The organism is Pseudomonas sp. AM8 (assembly GCF_036346475.1).
GTDB classification, from domain to species: domain Bacteria; phylum Pseudomonadota; class Gammaproteobacteria; order Pseudomonadales; family Pseudomonadaceae; genus Aquipseudomonas; species Aquipseudomonas marginalis.
This window is the reverse complement of the sequence record NZ_JAOTNX010000007.1, coordinates 164,750-180,945: the sequence shown is the minus strand read 5'-3', so window position 1 is coordinate 180,945 and position 16,196 is coordinate 164,750. Positions and strand designations below refer to the sequence as shown.

Annotated in this window: 12 protein-coding genes and 2 tRNA genes; 10 read left to right on the top strand and 4 right to left on the bottom strand. The window is 61.6% G+C overall.

Annotated elements, in window-relative coordinates; translation table 11 throughout:
- Positions 1-7: 7 nt before the first annotated feature.
- The 10 genes from V3W40_RS18260 (at position 8) to V3W40_RS18215 (ending at position 13,019) form a co-directional block, all read left to right on the top strand.
- Positions 8-1,429, top strand: a complete 1,422-nt coding sequence (locus V3W40_RS18260) for an N-acetylmuramoyl-L-alanine amidase (protein WP_027604902.1) — start codon at positions 8-10, stop codon at positions 1,427-1,429.
- Positions 1,429-3,342, top strand: coding sequence for a DNA mismatch repair endonuclease MutL (mutL, locus tag V3W40_RS18255; RefSeq protein WP_065925627.1), 1,914 nt, complete (start codon positions 1,429-1,431; stop codon positions 3,340-3,342). Before V3W40_RS18260 ends, mutL begins: the two co-directional genes overlap by 1 nt.
- Complete coding sequence (gene miaA, locus V3W40_RS18250) at positions 3,342-4,313, top strand: tRNA (adenosine(37)-N6)-dimethylallyltransferase MiaA (RefSeq protein WP_065925626.1); 972 nt, start codon at positions 3,342-3,344, stop codon at positions 4,311-4,313. The genes mutL and miaA overlap by 1 nt, the downstream gene beginning before the upstream one ends.
- Positions 4,314-4,407: 94 nt before the next feature.
- Complete coding sequence (hfq, locus tag V3W40_RS18245) at positions 4,408-4,668, top strand: RNA chaperone Hfq (protein WP_003171355.1); 261 nt, start codon at positions 4,408-4,410, stop codon at positions 4,666-4,668.
- Between the two features lie 12 nt (positions 4,669-4,680).
- Positions 4,681-5,982 carry a ribosome rescue GTPase HflX gene (gene hflX / locus V3W40_RS18240; RefSeq protein WP_027604899.1) on the top strand — a complete coding sequence of 434 codons (1,302 nt, stop codon included), beginning with the start codon at positions 4,681-4,683 and terminating at the stop codon, positions 5,980-5,982.
- Between the two features lie 96 nt (positions 5,983-6,078).
- On the top strand, positions 6,079-7,254 hold the full coding sequence (hflK, locus tag V3W40_RS18235) for an FtsH protease activity modulator HflK (RefSeq protein ID WP_065925625.1): 1,176 nt from the start codon (positions 6,079-6,081) through the stop codon (positions 7,252-7,254).
- The gene (hflC, locus tag V3W40_RS18230; RefSeq protein WP_010213607.1) at positions 7,254-8,120 is read left to right on the top strand and encodes a protease modulator HflC; all 867 of its coding nucleotides are present in this window, start codon (positions 7,254-7,256) and stop codon (positions 8,118-8,120) included. The genes hflK and hflC overlap by 1 nt, the downstream gene beginning before the upstream one ends.
- A 293-nt stretch (positions 8,121-8,413) precedes the next feature.
- On the top strand, positions 8,414-9,601 hold the full coding sequence (locus V3W40_RS18225) for an ATP phosphoribosyltransferase regulatory subunit (protein ID WP_330215448.1): 1,188 nt from the start codon (positions 8,414-8,416) through the stop codon (positions 9,599-9,601).
- A gap of 54 nt (positions 9,602-9,655) precedes the next feature.
- The gene (locus V3W40_RS18220) at positions 9,656-10,945 is read left to right on the top strand and encodes an adenylosuccinate synthase (RefSeq protein ID WP_027604896.1); all 1,290 of its coding nucleotides are present in this window, start codon (positions 9,656-9,658) and stop codon (positions 10,943-10,945) included.
- 139 nt (positions 10,946-11,084) lie between these two features.
- Positions 11,085-13,019, top strand: coding sequence for a methyl-accepting chemotaxis protein (locus V3W40_RS18215; protein ID WP_065925623.1), 1,935 nt, complete (start codon positions 11,085-11,087; stop codon positions 13,017-13,019).
- A gap of 46 nt (positions 13,020-13,065) precedes the next feature.
- On the opposite strand, the gene V3W40_RS18210 is transcribed toward V3W40_RS18215, so the two are convergent.
- From V3W40_RS18210 to V3W40_RS18195, 4 genes are all read right to left on the bottom strand, one after another.
- Complete coding sequence (locus V3W40_RS18210; RefSeq protein ID WP_330215447.1) at positions 13,066-14,631, bottom strand: ABC transporter permease; 1,566 nt, start codon at positions 14,629-14,631, stop codon at positions 13,066-13,068.
- Positions 14,631-15,656: an iron ABC transporter substrate-binding protein gene (locus V3W40_RS18205; RefSeq protein ID WP_065925621.1), complete on the bottom strand. Its 1,026-nt coding sequence runs from the start codon at positions 15,654-15,656 to the stop codon at positions 14,631-14,633. Before V3W40_RS18205 ends, V3W40_RS18210 begins: the two co-directional genes overlap by 1 nt.
- A 146-nt stretch (positions 15,657-15,802) precedes the next feature.
- Positions 15,803-15,889: transfer RNA gene (locus V3W40_RS18200), tRNA-Leu, on the bottom strand.
- A 154-nt stretch (positions 15,890-16,043) separates the two neighbouring features.
- A tRNA-Leu gene (locus V3W40_RS18195) sits at positions 16,044-16,130 on the bottom strand.
- Between the last annotated feature and the right edge of the window lie 66 nt (positions 16,131-16,196).

The following is a 16,196-nucleotide window of genomic DNA, read 5'->3' as shown; positions in this document are numbered from 1 at the left end:
GTTAGGTATGCGCTTTCGCGCGTTGGTTGCTGTCGTAGGGGTGTTGCTTGCGGCAATGACTGTCAATGCTCTGGCTGCTTCACAGGTGAAGAGTGTTCGCCTGTGGCGAGCGCCGGATAACACGCGACTGGTGTTCGACCTGTCTGGCCCGGTCCAGCACAGTGTCTTTACCCTCACGGCGCCCGATCGCCTGGTGATCGACATCAATGGTGCGACCCTGGCCGCGCCGTTGAACGTGTCCACCGCCAACACGCCGATTACCGCCATGCGCTCGGCGCAGCGCACGCCGACCGACCTGCGGGTGGTAATCGACCTGAAAAAGGTCGTGACCCCGAAAAGCTTCTCCCTGGCGCCAAACGCCCAATACGGCAACCGGCTGGTGGTCGATCTGTTCGACAACGCCGCCGATGCCGCGCCGCCGCCGGCGCCAACCCCGGCCGTGGCGACAGTGCCGGCCGTACCGGTCAACCCGTCCCAACCCCAGGTCAAGCTGCCACCGCCGCCGCCAGCGCCGGCCGGCAAGCGCGACATTATCGTGGTGATCGATGCCGGCCACGGCGGTGAAGACCCGGGCGCCTCCGGTTCGCGCGGCCAGCATGAGAAAGACGTGGTGCTGGCCATCGCCCGTGAGCTGCAGCGCCAGGTCAACGGCATGAAAGGCTACCGCGCCGAACTGACCCGTACCGGCGACTACTTCATTCCGTTGCGCGGCCGTACCGAAATCGCTCGCAAGAAGGGCGCCGACCTGTTCGTCTCGATCCATGCGGACGCCGCGCCTTCGACGGCGGCCTTCGGTGCCTCGGTGTTTGCCCTGTCGGATCGCGGCGCCACGTCCGAGACCGCGCGCTGGCTGGCCGACAGTGAAAACCGTTCCGACTTGATCGGCGGGGCCGGCAACGTGTCCCTCGATGACAAGGACAAGATGCTCGCCGGGGTACTGCTTGACCTGTCGATGACGGCCTCGCTGACCTCCAGCTTGAACGTCGGCCAGAAGGTGTTGAGCAACATCGGCCGGGTGACCTCGTTGCATAAGCAGCGCGTGGAGCAGGCCGGGTTCATGGTGTTGAAATCGCCGGACATCCCTTCGATCCTGGTGGAAACCGGGTTTATCTCCAACGCCAACGAAGCCTCGAAGTTGGCCAGTGCCAGCCACCAGCAGGCCTTGGCGCGCTCCATCAGTGCTGGCGTGCGCCAGTTCTTCCAGCAGAACCCGCCGCCGGGCACCTACATTGCCTGGCTGCGCGACTCCGGCAAAATCGCCCAGGGCCCGCGCGACCATCGCGTGCAGCCCGGCGACACCGTGGCCATGCTGGCCGTGCGTTTCCAGGTCTCGGCCGCGTCCCTGCGCAGCGCCAACAACCTGAAGAGCGATGAGTTGAAAATCGGCCAGGTATTGACCATCCCCGGCACTGAATTGGCGGCACAGTAATGAGCGAATCAGTCTTGAACAGCGGGTCGCGCATTGAATTGCTCAGCCCGCGCCTCGCCAACCAGATTGCGGCGGGCGAGGTCGTTGAGCGGCCGGCATCGGTGATCAAGGAATTGCTGGAGAACAGCATCGACTCCGGCGCCCGACGCATCGATGTCGATGTGGAGCAGGGCGGCGTCAAGCTGCTGCGTGTCCGCGACGATGGCAGCGGGATCTCCTCCGATGACCTGCCGCTGGCCCTGGCCCGTCACGCCACCAGCAAGATCCGCGACCTGGAAGACCTGGAGCGGGTGATGAGCCTGGGCTTTCGCGGTGAGGCATTGGCTTCCATCAGTTCCGTGGCCCGTCTGACCCTGACGTCGCGCACCCGTGATGCCGAGCAAGCGTGGCAGGTGGAGACCGAAGGCCGCGACATGGCGCCTCGGGTCCAGCCGGCTGCCCACCCGGTGGGCACCTCTGTGGAAGTGCGCGACTTGTTCTTCAACACCCCGGCGCGGCGCAAATTCCTCAAGGCCGAAAAAACCGAATTCGATCACCTGCAAGAAGTCATCAAGCGCCTGGCCCTGGCGCGTTTCGATGTGGCGTTTCACCTGCGCCACAACGGCAAGACCATCCTCAGCCTGCACGAAGCCAACGACGACGCCGCGCGTGCTCGCCGTGTCGCGGCAGTGTGCGGTGCGGGGTTCCTGGAGCAGGCGCTGCCGATTGAAGTCGAACGCAATGGCCTGCGGCTGTGGGGTTGGGTCGGTTTGCCGACGTTTTCCCGTAGCCAGGCGGACTTGCAGTATTTCTTTGTGAATGGCCGGGCGGTACGCGACAAACTGGTGGCCCACGCGGTGCGCCAGGCTTATCGCGATGTGTTGTTCAACGGTCGGCATCCGACCTTTGTGCTGTTTTTCGAGGTCGACCCTTCGGTAGTCGACGTCAACGTGCACCCGACCAAGCACGAAGTGCGCTTCCGTGACGGGCGCATGGTGCATGACTTCCTCTATGGCACCTTGCACCGTGCCCTGGGCGATGTGCGCCCGGATGACCAGTTGTCTGCGCCCATCGTGACGGCGGTGGTGCGGCCGAGCGGCCCCGAAGCGGGCGAGTTTGGCCCTCAGGGCGAAATGAGCCTGGCGGCAAACCTGCTGCAATCGCCGCAACCCCAGCCGAGCTATACGGCGCCGGGCTCTGGCTCGGGAGCGGGTTATCAGTACCAATACACACCGCGTCCGCAATCGGCCGTGCCGGTCGCCGAAGCGCAGGCTGCCTATCGTGAGTTCTTTGCGCCGCTGCCAGGTGCCGAGCCGGGCGCCGTGGCCTTGCCGGAAGGTGGCGGTGATATCCCACCCCTGGGCTACGCGTTGGCGCAGCTCAAGGGCATCTACATCCTCGCGGAAAATGCCCATGGCCTGGTGCTGGTGGACATGCATGCCGCTCACGAGCGGATCATGTACGAGCGCCTGAAGATCGCCATGGCCAGCGAAGGCCTGAGTGGCCAGCCGTTGCTGGTGCCGGAATCCCTGGCCGTCAGCCAGCGTGAGGCCGATTGCGCTGAAGAACATCATGGTGTGTTCCAGAAACTGGGCTTCGAGTTGCAGCGCCTGGGCCCTGAGACCCTGGCGATTCGCCAGATTCCCGCGCTGCTCAAGCAGGCCGAAGCCAACCGGCTGGTGGCCGATGTATTGGCTGACCTGATGGAGTACGGCACCAGTGACCGTATCCAGGCACACATCAACGAACTGCTCGGCACCATGGCCTGCCACGGCGCCATCCGCGCCAATCGCCGCCTGGCCTTGCCGGAAATGAACGGCCTGCTGCGCGACATGGAAAACACCGAACGCAGCGGCCAGTGCAACCATGGCCGTCCGACCTGGACCCAGATGGGCCTGGACGATCTGGACAAACTGTTCTTGCGCGGCCGTTGATGAGTGCCTTGCCCCCCGCAATCTTCCTGATGGGCCCCACGGCCGCCGGCAAGACCGACCTGGCCATCGAGCTCACCAAGGTGCTGCCGTGCGAGCTCATCAGTGTCGACTCAGCCCTGGTTTACCGGGACATGGACATCGGCACCGCCAAGCCTTCCAAAGCGCTGCTGGCGCAGCATCCGCACCGGTTGATCGACATCATCGACCCGGCCGAGAGCTATTCCGCAGCGGATTTCCGCACTGACGCCCTGGCCGCCATGGCGGAAATCACCGCGCGGGGCAACATCCCCTTGCTGGTGGGCGGCACGATGCTCTACTACAAGGCTTTGCAGGAAGGGCTGGCCGACATGCCGCCCGCCGATGCCCAGGTGCGCGCTGAACTCGAAGAAGAGGCTGCACGCCTTGGCTGGCAAGCCCTGCACGACCAGTTGGCAGTGGTTGATCCGGTATCTGCCGCGCGTATTCACCCCAATGATCCCCAGCGCCTCAGCCGCGCTCTGGAAGTCTGGCGGGTCAGCGGGCAGACCATGACTGAACTGCGGCTGAAACAAACTGCGCAAAGTGCTGATGCAGGCGCATCTGGACAGTCACAATTGCCCTATACTGTGGCGAATCTGGCCATCGCTCCGGCAAATCGCCAGGTGCTGCATGAACGAATTGCACAAAGATTCACAATTATGTTGGAACAGGGGTTTGTGGACGAGGTCGTAGCACTGCGGTCAAGAGGTGACCTGCATCCAGGGTTACCTTCGATACGTGCTGTAGGCTACCGCCAAGTCTGGGATCATCTGGATGGCAAGCTGACGTCAGCCGAAATGCAGGAGCGCGGCATCATTGCCACGCGCCAATTAGCGAAGCGCCAGTTCACCTGGCTGCGCAGCTGGAGCGATTTGCACTGGTTGGACAGCCTGGACAGCGACAATCTGTCACGCGCCTTGAAATACTTGGGAACGGTCTCCATATTGAGCTGAGTCCTTGCAATTGCCGTCTATCCTTGGGGGTGTGACGGCCATAAGCTATCTATTTTCCGATTTTTTATTATTGATCCTTAAAGGAGTGCGGCACATGTCAAAAGGGCATTCGCTACAAGACCCTTACTTGAATACTTTACGTAAAGAGAAAGTGGGGGTTTCCATCTATCTGGTCAACGGTATCAAGCTGCAAGGCACGATCGAGTCGTTCGACCAGTTCGTGATCCTGCTGAAAAACACCGTCAGCCAGATGGTCTACAAGCACGCTATCTCGACAGTGGTTCCAGTTCGTCCAATCCGTCTGCCTAGCGCCGCCGGTGATGATGCAGCTGACGCTGAGCCAGGTAACGCCTGATAGGAGTCTCCTTTGTTCTTTGAGCGCCACGGTGGTGGTGAGCGAGTCATCCTCGTTCACTTGGATGGACAGGACCCTGAGGCGCGCGAAGATCCGCAGGAGTTTCAGGAGTTGGCAAATTCGGCCGGCGCCGAGACCGTTGCGTTTTTTAACGTGCCGCGTCATCGGCCAACCGCCAAATTCCTGATTGGCAGCGGCAAGGTCGAGGAATTGCGCGACCTGGTCCATGCCGAAGAAGCCGATCTGGTGATCTTCAATCACACCCTCACGCCCAGTCAGGAACGTAACCTCGAACGTGTATTCGAGTGTCGCGTGATCGACCGCACCGGCCTGATTCTCGATATTTTCGCCCAGCGCGCCCGTACCCATGAGGGCAAGCTCCAGGTAGAACTGGCCCAGCTTGACCACATGAGCACCCGGCTGGTTCGCGGTTGGACTCACCTTGAGCGTCAGGGTGGCGGTATCGGCATGCGGGGCCCGGGTGAAACCCAGCTGGAAACCGACCGACGCCTGCTGCGGGTTCGCCTGCGTCAGATCAAGGGCCGACTGGAGAAGGTGCGCAGCCAGCGCGAGCAATCGCGACGTGGCCGTTCGCGTGCCGATATCCCTACCGTATCGCTGGTGGGCTACACCAACGCCGGCAAGTCCACGCTGTTCAACAACGTGACCAAATCGGACGTGTACGCGGCTGACCAACTGTTCGCTACCCTCGACCCGACCTTGCGCCGTCTGGATATTGACGACCTGGGGCCGATTGTCCTGGCCGACACCGTGGGTTTCATTCGGCACCTGCCCCACAAGCTGGTCGAGGCATTTCGGTCTACGCTCGAAGAGTCGAGCAATTCCGACCTGTTGTTGCACGTGATCGATGCGGCCGAACCGGATCGCATGTTGCAGATTGAACAGGTGATGGTCGTGCTGGGTGAGATTGGTGCCCAGGACTTGCCGATCCTCGAGGTCTATAACAAACTCGATTTGCTTGAAGGCGTTGAGCCACAAATCCAGCGCGACGAGAACGGCAAGCCCCAGCGGGTCTGGCTGTCGGCGCGCGATGGCAGTGGTTTGGAGCTGCTTGAACAAGCCATTGCCGAATTGCTCGGCAGCGATTTGTTCGTCGGCACCTTGCGCTTGCCTCAGCGTTTTGCTCGACTGCGTGCACAGTTTTTCGAGCTGGGCGCGGTACAGAAAGAAGAACACGACGAAGAAGGTGTCAGCTTGCTGGCCGTTCGATTGCCGCGCTCGGAGCTCAATCGGCTGGTCAGCCGTGAAGGCGTAGTACCGACAGAGTTCATCGAACAACACACTTTGCAATAAAAGCCTCAGAAAGCGGTTGTGCCGCAGTAGCAGGCATTCTGTAGCATTGGTCGGCGCGCCGTGGGTGCGTCTTTGCTTTATCAGATGGAGAGCGCTATGGCTTGGAATGAGCCGGGTGGCAACTCGAATAATCAGGATCCTTGGGGTGGTAAGCGCCGCAATAATGGCGACCGCAAGGGGCCACCAGATCTCGACGAGGCCTTCCGAAAGCTGCAGGAAAGCCTGAATGGGTTGTTCGGTGGTGGAAAAAAACGGGGTGGTGATGAAGGTGGTCGCACCAGCAAGGGCGGCGGCTACGGCCTGCTGGGCCTGGGTCTTGTCGTGCTGGCGGCCGTATGGCTGTACAGCGCCGTATACGTCGTGGACGAGCAGGAGCAAGCCGTGGTGCTGCGCTTCGGCAAGTACTACGAGACTGTCGGTCCTGGCCTGAATATCTATTTCCCGCCGATCGACAAGAAGTACATGGAGAACGTCACGCGTGAGCGTGCCTACACCAAGCAGGGCCAGATGCTGACCGAAGACGAGAATATCGTCGAAGTGCCGCTGACCGTGCAGTACAAGATCAGCAACCTGCAGGACTTCGTGCTGAATGTCGATCAGCCGGAAATCAGCCTGCAACACGCAACCGAAAGCGCCCTGCGCCACGTGGTGGGTTCCACCGCCATGGACCAGGTGCTGACCGAAGGCCGTGAACTGATGGCCAGCGAAATCAAGGAGCGCCTGCAACGGTTCCTCGATACCTATCGCACCGGTATCACCGTCACCCAGGTGAACGTACAGAGCGCAGCGGCACCGCGTGAAGTGCAGGAAGCGTTCGACGACGTGATCCGCGCCCGTGAAGACGAACAGCGTTCGCGCAACCAGGCTGAAACCTACGCCAACGGCGTCGTGCCGGAAGCCCGTGGCCAGGCCCAGCGTATCCTTGAGGATGCCAATGGTTACCGTGACGAAGTGGTCTCCCGTGCCAAGGGTGAAGCGGATCGCTTTACCAAGCTGGTCGCCGAGTATCGCAAGGCGCCTGAAGTGACGCGTGAGCGTCTGTACCTGGACACCATGCAGGAAGTCTTCAGCAATACCAGCAAGGTCCTCGTGACCGGCAGCAAGGGTGGGCAGAACAACCTGCTGTACCTGCCGCTGGACAAGATGATCGAAGGTGGTCGCAGCAGCTCCAGTGCACCGTCCACCGGTTCCAATGCCGCTGCCAATGAAGCGAGCGCCCGTGCGGCCGCTGACTTGCTGCAACAGCAAACACGTACCAGGGAGAGTCGTTGATGAGCAATAAATCGCTGACCGCCCTGATTGTGGGCGTCGTCGTGGTCATCGCTGCCTGGAACTGCTTCTACATCGTGGCTCAGACCGAGCGAGCGGTGCTGCTGCAATTCGGTCGCGTGGTCCAGGCGGATGTCCAGCCGGGCCTGCATGTGAAAGTCCCTTACGTCAACCAGGTGCGCAAGTTCGACGCCCGCCTGATGACCCTGGATGCACCGACACAGCGCTTCCTGACCCTGGAAAAGAAAGCCGTGATGGTTGACGCCTACGCCAAGTGGCGCGTCAAGGACGCCGAGCGCTTCTACACTGCGACCTCCGGCCTCAAGCAGATTGCCGACGAGCGTTTGTCGCGTCGTCTGGAATCGGGCCTGCGTGACCAGTTTGGTAAGCGCACCCTGCACGAGGTGGTGTCCGGTGAACGTGATGCGCTGATGGCGGATATCACCCGTTCGTTGAACACGATGGCGGAAAAAGAGCTGGGCATCGAAGTTGTCGATGTTCGGGTCAAGGCCATCGATTTGCCGAAGGAAGTGAACCGCAGCGTGTTCGAGCGCATGAGCACCGAGCGTGAGCGTGAGGCCCGTGAGCACCGTGCCAAGGGTAACGAGCTGGCTGAAGGTATCCGTGCGGATGCCGACCGTCAGCGCCGTGTACTGCTGGCAGAAGCCTATCGCGAGTCTGAAGAGGCCCGTGGTGATGGTGATGCTCAAGCCGCGGCGATCTACGCCAAGGCTTACGGCCAGGATCAGGAGTTCTACGCGTTCTACCGTAGCCTGCGTGCCTACCGTGAAAGCTTCGCGAACAAAACCGACGTCATGGTGCTGGACCCAAGCAGCGACTTCTTCCGCTACCTGGAAAAGTCCAAGTAACCAGCCCGTGATTTTGTAGGGCGCACTCCGTCGGGCGGCTAAAACGCCTGGCGGGGTGATCCTTTCAGAAAACGGGTGTATGATGCGGCAGCCGGGAAATTCCCGGCTTTTTTGCGTCTGCATGTTTGATTCGGCAGGCGTGACAGGTTTTTCGAGGAAAGTGCCCGACGAGGCCGTTAACAGGTCGTTCGTCACGTCGCTCTTGCGCGTGGTTTATGCAGGGGGCGGGTATTTTCTGCTTCACTCAAGGCTCGGCCGAGGGCTGGCCGCCCGGATCATAGGGGAATGGCGTAATGGCAACGGTAGACCGCTGGCTGCTGCCAGATGGCATCGAAGAAGTACTGCCACCAGAAGCTGCGCGCATTGAAGTAGCGCGTCGCCAGGTGTTGGATCTGTTCCAGAGCTGGGGTTACGAGTTTGTCGTGACCCCCCATATCGAGTACCTGGAATCCCTGCTGACCGGCGCGGGCCAGGACCTGGATCTGCGCACCTTCAAGGTCATCGACCCGCAATCGGGCCGGCAAATGGGGTTCCGTGCCGACATCACGCCGCAAGTGGCGCGCATCGATGCGCACACCCTGCGCCGCGAAGGCCCGAGCCGCCTGTGCTACGCCGGCAGCGTGCTGCATGCTCAACCGCGTGCCTTGTCGTCTTCCCGCAGCCCTATCCAATTGGGCGCGGAGTTGTACGGTGATGCCAGCCCGAGCAGCGACGTTGAAGTGATCAGCCTGATGCTGGCCATGCTGCAACTGGCTGATGTACCAGATGTCCACATGGACCTCGGTCACGTGGGTATCTACCGTGGCCTGGCCCGTGCGGCCGGTTTGTCCGGTGAGGCCGAGCAACAGCTGTTCGATGCCCTGCAGCGCAAGGCGATCGATGAAGTCATCGCCTTGACCGCTGGCGTGCCTGCGGATCTGGCCGAGATGCTGCGTGCACTGGTCAACCTGTGTGGTGGCCGTGAAGTACTGGTGGCTGCACGTGAACGCCTGGCCAAGGCGCCGGCGCCGGTATTGGCTGCACTGGATGACGTGCTGGCGATTGCTGAGCGGTTGTCGGCGCGGTTCCCGCAGTTGCCGCTGTATTTTGATCTGGGCGAGTTGCGCGGTTACCACTACCACACCGGTGTGGTGTTCGCGGTGTTTGTACCGGGTGTTGGCCAGGCCATCGCCCAAGGTGGACGTTACGACGACATCGGCGCCGACTTCGGTCGTGCGCGTCCGGCCACCGGCTTTTCCACCGATTTGAAAACCCTGGTGACCCTGGGGCGTGCTGAGGTCGAGCTGCCGTCTGGTGGCATCTGGATGCCCGACAGTACGGACGCAGCACTCTGGCAGCAGGTTTGCCAGTTGCGCAGTGAGGGTCAGCGTGTTGTCCAGGCATTGCCTGGGCAGCCATTGGCCGCCGCCCGTGAAGCGGACTGCGACCGGCAATTGATTCTGCAGAACGGGCTTTGGCAAGTATCGCCACTGACTTCTTGAGTTTTCCTGCCGGCCATCGCCGGCACCAAGTTTGCGCGAATGAGGACAAGTGTTATGGGTAAGAATGTCGTAGTCCTGGGCACCCAATGGGGTGATGAGGGCAAAGGCAAGATCGTTGATCTGCTGACCGAACATGCTGCCGCCGTAGTGCGCTACCAAGGCGGTCACAACGCTGGCCACACCCTGGTCATCGACGGCGAAAAAACCGTCTTGCACCTGATCCCGTCGGGCGTCCTGCGCGAAGGCGTGCAGTGCCTGATCGGTAACGGCGTCGTGGTTGCACCGGATGCCCTGCTGCGCGAGATCACCAAGCTGGAAGAGAAAGGCGTACCGGTGCGCGAGCGCCTGCGTATCAGCCCGTCCTGCCCGCTGATCCTGTCCTTCCACGTTGCGCTGGACCAGGCCCGTGAAAAGGCCCGTGGCGAGCTGAAGATCGGCACCACCGGTCGCGGCATCGGCCCGGCCTACGAAGACAAGGTCGCGCGTCGTGGCCTGCGTGTGGGCGACCTGCTCAACATGCCGCGCTTTGAAGACAAGCTGCGTGAACTGGTGGATTACCACAACTTCATGCTGGTGGGTTACTACAAAGAGCCAGCCATCGAATTCGACAAGACCCTGGCCGAGTGCAAGGAATACGCTGAGCTGCTCAAGCCGCTGATGCTGGATGTGACCGCCGAGCTGCACGACCTGCGTCGCGCCGGCAAGGACATCATGTTCGAAGGCGCCCAGGGTTCGTTGCTGGACATCGACCACGGTACCTACCCGTACGTGACCAGCTCCAACACCACTGCTGGCGGTGTCGCTACCGGTTCGGGCGTTGGTCCTATGTTCCTGGACTACATCCTCGGCATCACCAAGGCCTACACCACCCGTGTAGGTTCGGGCCCGTTCCCGACTGAACTGTTCGACGAAGTCGGTGCGCACCTGGCCAAGCAAGGTCACGAATTCGGCGCGACCACCGGCCGTGCTCGTCGCTGTGGCTGGTTCGACGCCGTTATCCTGCGTCGCGCGATCGATGTGAACAGCATCTCGGGCATCTGCTTCACCAAGCTGGATGTACTCGACGGTCTGGAAACCATCAACATCTGCGTCGGCTACAAAGATGCCGAAGGCAAGGACGTTGCCCCGGTTGACGCCGACAGCTACGTGGGCCTGCAGCCTGTGTACGAAGAAGTGCCGGGCTGGAGCGAGTCGACCGTGGGTGCCAAGACCCTGGAAGAGTTGCCAGCCAATGCCCGTGCCTACATCAAGCGCGTTGAAGAGCTGATCGGTGCGCCGATTGACATTATTTCGACGGGCCCGGATCGCAACGAGACCATCGTTCTGCGTCACCCGTTCGCTTAATAAGCTATTGATGTAAAAAGCAAAGGGCTCCTTCGGGAGCCCTTTGTCGTATCTGCATGCCAAGCGGCACGACCCTTGCTGTGTTTCTCTCTTTCGCGGTGCTATCAAATTACTGGCACCCGTGGTGGAGGGATTCCCGATGTCTGCCGTTCTCTCATTGTTACAAAGCCGTCTGTTGCGGCCGGTGTTCGTTACCCTAGGTATCGCTCTTTTGGTGCAAGTGCTGGTGGCGGTCGCTCTCACCCGGAGCACGGTCACGGCGCTGGAGGCCGATTTGGGCAGTCGCCTGGGCGTCGACAGCCAGAAGCTGTCCGGTGAACTGGCCCAGGCCGGCAAGGAAGTCACGTCGAGCCTGGACAGCTTGTCCACCAGTACCCGTCAGCGCCTGACCGCCGGGCTTTCCGAGCGCCTGCAGGCAGAGCAGAAACAGTTGCGTGCGACCCTGGAAAAAGACCTGCAAGACTCCGCCAACGATATGGCGCAACTGCTGGCCTCGGTGGCGCCCCGCGCCATGTGGGACAGCGATGTGCCAACGCTGTCCGAGTTTGCCCGACGCGCCCAGCGCAATCCCAACGTGCTGTTCGTGGTTTATGACGACGCGGCGGGTGAGCACCTGACTCGTTATCTGAATCGCGAAAATCCGATCAACAAGGCGTTGCTGGAAAAAGGCCAGGGCGATCGCGCCCTGGACAAAGTCCTGAACGCCGCGAAGAACGATCCTTCGGTGTTCTATGTCGAGGCGTCCATCAGCCCTAACGGCGTGGAGATTGGCAAGGTGCTCATGGGGGTGTCGACCGCGTCGGTCGAGGCCGATCTGCAAGCGCTGGACAAGCGTTTTGCCGCACTGATAGCCAGCGGTGATCAGTTGGTCGGCGACAGCCTCAAAGGTGCCGCGGCGGATAGCGCGGCGGCCATGGGCGCTCGTCTGCAGTCGGCACAAGCCACTGCGACCCAGATGACCGTCAACACCACCGACGCCGTGCAGGAGGCTGCCGGCACCTTGCGTTGGCGCATCGGCATGGGGCTGGCGGTGGTCGGTTTCGGCGTATTGCTGCTGATCGCCGTGGTTCTCGGCCGCCGTGTGGTCAATCGCCTGAAACTGCTTATCGCGGCCATGGATGACCTGGCAGCAGGCGAGGGCGACCTCACCAAGCGCGTGCAGATCAACAGCAAGGACGAAATCGGCGACATGGCCTCGGCGGTCAATCGCTTTGTGGATAAGTTGCAACCCATCGTGCGCGAGGCGGGCGATGTGGCCCAGCGTACCGGCGTGGAAATCGGCGCCATGACCTTGCGCAATGCCGGCGCCGATGCGGCCGCTGGCTTGCAGCGTGATGAGGTGGCGGAGAGTTTGCGCGCACTGTCGCAAATGGCCGACGAGGCCCAGGCCGAAAGCCACGCCATGCAGGCGGCGTTGCAGCAGGTGGTGGATATTCGTCAGGCGACAGACGAGAACTCGCGCACGTCGGCCGAAGTCGGCAGTTTGATCGAGGCACTGGCGGGGCAAGTCCAGGCCGGGTCCCAGGTCATCGAGCGCCTGGCCCAGCAAAGCGAGCAGATCGAAGTGGTGCTGACGGTCATCCATGGTATCGCCGAGCAGACCAACCTGCTGGCGCTCAACGCGGCCATTGAAGCCGCGCGTGCGGGCGAGACCGGGCGGGGCTTTGCGGTGGTGGCGGACGAAGTGCGTGCGTTGGCCAGCAAGACCCAAAGCTCTACCGGCGATATCCAGGCCCATATCGTCGCGTTGCAGCAGGGCGCGCGGGAGGCGGTGGAAACCATCGGCAAGGCCGGGCGCCAGGCCAACGAAGGTTTGCTGGTGCTGCGCGACAGCGTGCGCTTGCAGCAGACGGTGCAGGCCTCGGTGGAGCAGGTGCATGCAGCGATTGGCCTGGCTACCCGCGCCGCCGAGCACCAGGCCCAGGGTGCCCATGCGGTACGAGGCCGGGTCGAGGTGATCCATGCCCAGGCCGAGCGTGCGGCACAGGCGGTGGTGGAGACTACCGCCAGTGGCAAGGTGCTGGATGGGTTGGCGGCGCAGTTGAAGGCGAGTCTGGGGCAGTTCCGGGCTTAGCGTCGTCCGTTCTGGCCTCATCGGGGGCTTGCCCCCGATAGCGATCTCAGCGGCTCAAGTACATCCGAGTTGTCAGCAGATAGACCGGCAACCCCGACACCACTATCAACAACGCTGCATAAGGCGCCGCCGCCGCAAACTCCACATTCGAGGTGTGCGCCCACACGGCAGTCGCCAAGGTATTCAGCCCGGTGGGGCTGAGCAGCAGCGTCGCCGTCAATTCCTTCATGGCGTCCAGGAACACCAGCGCAAATGCCGCACCCAATGCCGGAAAAATAATCGGCAGCGTCACTCGGCAAAACGCACTGAACGACGATGCCCCCAGCGTGCGTGCAGCCTCTTCCAGCTGCGGTGCTGCTTTGTTCAAGGCCGTGCGGATCGGCGCCTGGGCCAATGGAAGAAACAACAAGGCATAGGCGATCAGCAGCAACGCAGAGGTCTGGTACAGCGCCGGCACGTAATGCAGGGCGAAATACACCAGTGTCAACGCAATCACCAGGCCGGGCAGGGCGTGCAGCAGGTACGGCAGGCGCTCGGCCCAGATTGCCAGTCGGCCCTTGTAGCGCACCACCAGCAGCCCCAGCGGTACCGCCAGCGCCAGGCACAGCGCCGCGCCACCCAGCGATAGCATCAGGGAGGACAGCAATGCCTCACCAATCTCGGCCATTGGAAATGCCGCCGATGAACCTACCGCCAGCCAATAGCCGAGCATGCCCAAGGGGATGCCGCTGCCGATGATCGCCAGCGTCAGGCAATACACCTGGCCCAGTGGCGCCCACTTGCCCAGTCGCACCTGCTCCCCATGCCGCGCCGCGCCCTGGCCGATGCGCACGTGCCGGCCCTTGCCGCGCACGCGCAGTTCCAGCCACAGCAGGGTCAGGCACATCACCAGCAATACCGCCGAAAGCATCGCGGCATTGGCATTGCTGAACTCCAGTTCGAATTGCTGGTAGATCGCGGTGGTGAAGGTTTGCAGGCCGATGATCGACAGCGCGCCGAACTCGACCAGCATATGCAGGGCAATCAGCAGTGCCCCAGCCAGCAGCGACGGCCACAGCAAGGGCAGGGTGATGCGCAGGAATACGCCCCAGCGATTCTGCCCCAGGGTGCGGGCCGATTCTTCAAGGGAAGGGTCCAGGTTGCGCAAGGTTGCGGCCACTGGCAAAAACACCAGCGGGTATTTGGACAGGGTCATCACCAGGATCGCGCCGCCGAGCCCTTCGAAGTGGGCGCTCAGGGATACCCAGGTGAAGCTGCTGACAAACGCCGGCACCGCGAACGGCAGGCACAGGACTACGCCCCAGAGGCGGCGTCCCGGCAGATTGCTGCGTTCCAGCAGCCAGGCCAGGGACAGGCCGATCACGCCGCACGCCACCGTCACGCCGACCATCAGCGCCAGGGTATTGCGCAGCAGCCCGAACACATAGGGGCGCCAGAGCAGATGCACCGCCTGCTCCCAGCCCGCCTGCCAGGCCTTCAGCCCGACGTACACCAGTGGCAGCAGGCTCAGGCCAACCAGTAGCAGGACGGGGAGCAGTAGCCAGATCGAAGGGCGCTTGCGGCGTGGGCTGAACCCCCCGCGCAGGGCGGGGGTGGGTAGCGATGGGTTCATCAGTTCAAGCCAACCTCACGTTCCAGGTCCAAGGCCTCTTCTGCGTTGCCGAGGTCGGCAGGCGTGACTTTCGGCGGCTGCAGTTCGCTGAAAGGCTTGAGGCCGCGGTTGGATTCCATGCCTTTGCGCAGCGGGTACTCGGCCGAGGTAGTGGTAATCACGCGCTGGCCTTCTTCGCTGGCCATGAACGCCAGCAGTTGCTGGGCTTCTTTGGGATGCTTGCTGGATTTCAGCGCGGCCGCCGAAGACACGGTGATCAGGCCGCCGGCATCGCCATCGGTGAAGTAGTGCAGTTGGGAATCGAGGTTGGTTTTTTCTTTCTTCAGGGCAAACCAGTAGTAGTTGTTCACCAGAACGGTGGCTACTTCGCCGTTTTCCACGGCCTTCAGGGCGACCATGTTGTTGCTGTACACCTTGCCGAAGGCACGCAGGCCGGTCAGCCATTCTTCGGCGGCTTCACGGCCGTGCAGCTTGATGATCGCCACGGCCTGTTCCTGGAAGGCGCCGCTGGTAGGTACGAAACCGACCTTGCCTTGCCACTCGGGGCCGGCGAAATCCAATACCGACTTGGGCAGGTCTTTCTCGGCAATCAGTTTGGGGTTGAAGGCTACGACGCGGGTGCGTGCGGTCACGCCCATCCAGTCGCCGTTACGGCCGACGTAATCCTTGGGGAGCACGTCGAGCGTGCCAGCATCGATCTTGGCCAGCAGGCCTTGCTCGCCAAGTTTGTTCAGTGGCGGCGATTCCTCGGTGTAGATCACGTCGGCAGGGGAGCGGTCGCCTTCCTCCACGACTTGGCTGGCCAGTTGGTTGCTGCTGCCCTTGCGTACGTTGACGTGAATACCGGTCCTGGCTTCGAAGGCCTTGGCGAGTTCATCGCCGACTTCTTTGTGTTGGCCGTTGTACAGGGTCAGGGAGACCTTGTCGGCGGAATAGGCGGCGGGGGAGAGTAGGGTCAGGCCGAGCAGAGTGATGGTCAGGCCACGCAGAAGGGATGTCTTGAGACGGGTATCGCGGATCATCATCCGGGGTTTTCCTCACTTGAGTGCAACAAATCATTGCAAGGATAAACGATAAAACTTCTCAAGTGCGCCGAAGGGGGGAAATTGCTGGTGGAGGTTTTCAAACCCCGGAAACGAAAAAACCCGCTTTCGCGGGTTTGATCTGAATTTGGTGCCCAGGAGAAGACTCGAACTTCCACGACCTTGCGATCACCAGCACCTGAAGCTGGCGTGTCTACCAATTTCACCACCTGGGCATTATCAAGCAACGTTGCCGCTGTTGATGGGGCGAACTATACGGCGGGCTTTTTAATCTGTAAACCCCTGATTCGAAAAATATAAATCGATTTTCTCGTTAAAAATCAGAAGCCTGAAACGAAAAAACCCGCTTTCGCGGGTTTGATCTGAATTTGGTGCCCAGGAGAAGACTCGAACTTCCACGACCTTGCGATCACCAGCACCTGAAGCTGGCGTGTCTACCAATTTCACCACCTGGGCAGCATCAACAACGTTGCCGTCGTCGATGGCGCGCACTATACGGAGCGGTTTTTTAGCTGTAAACCC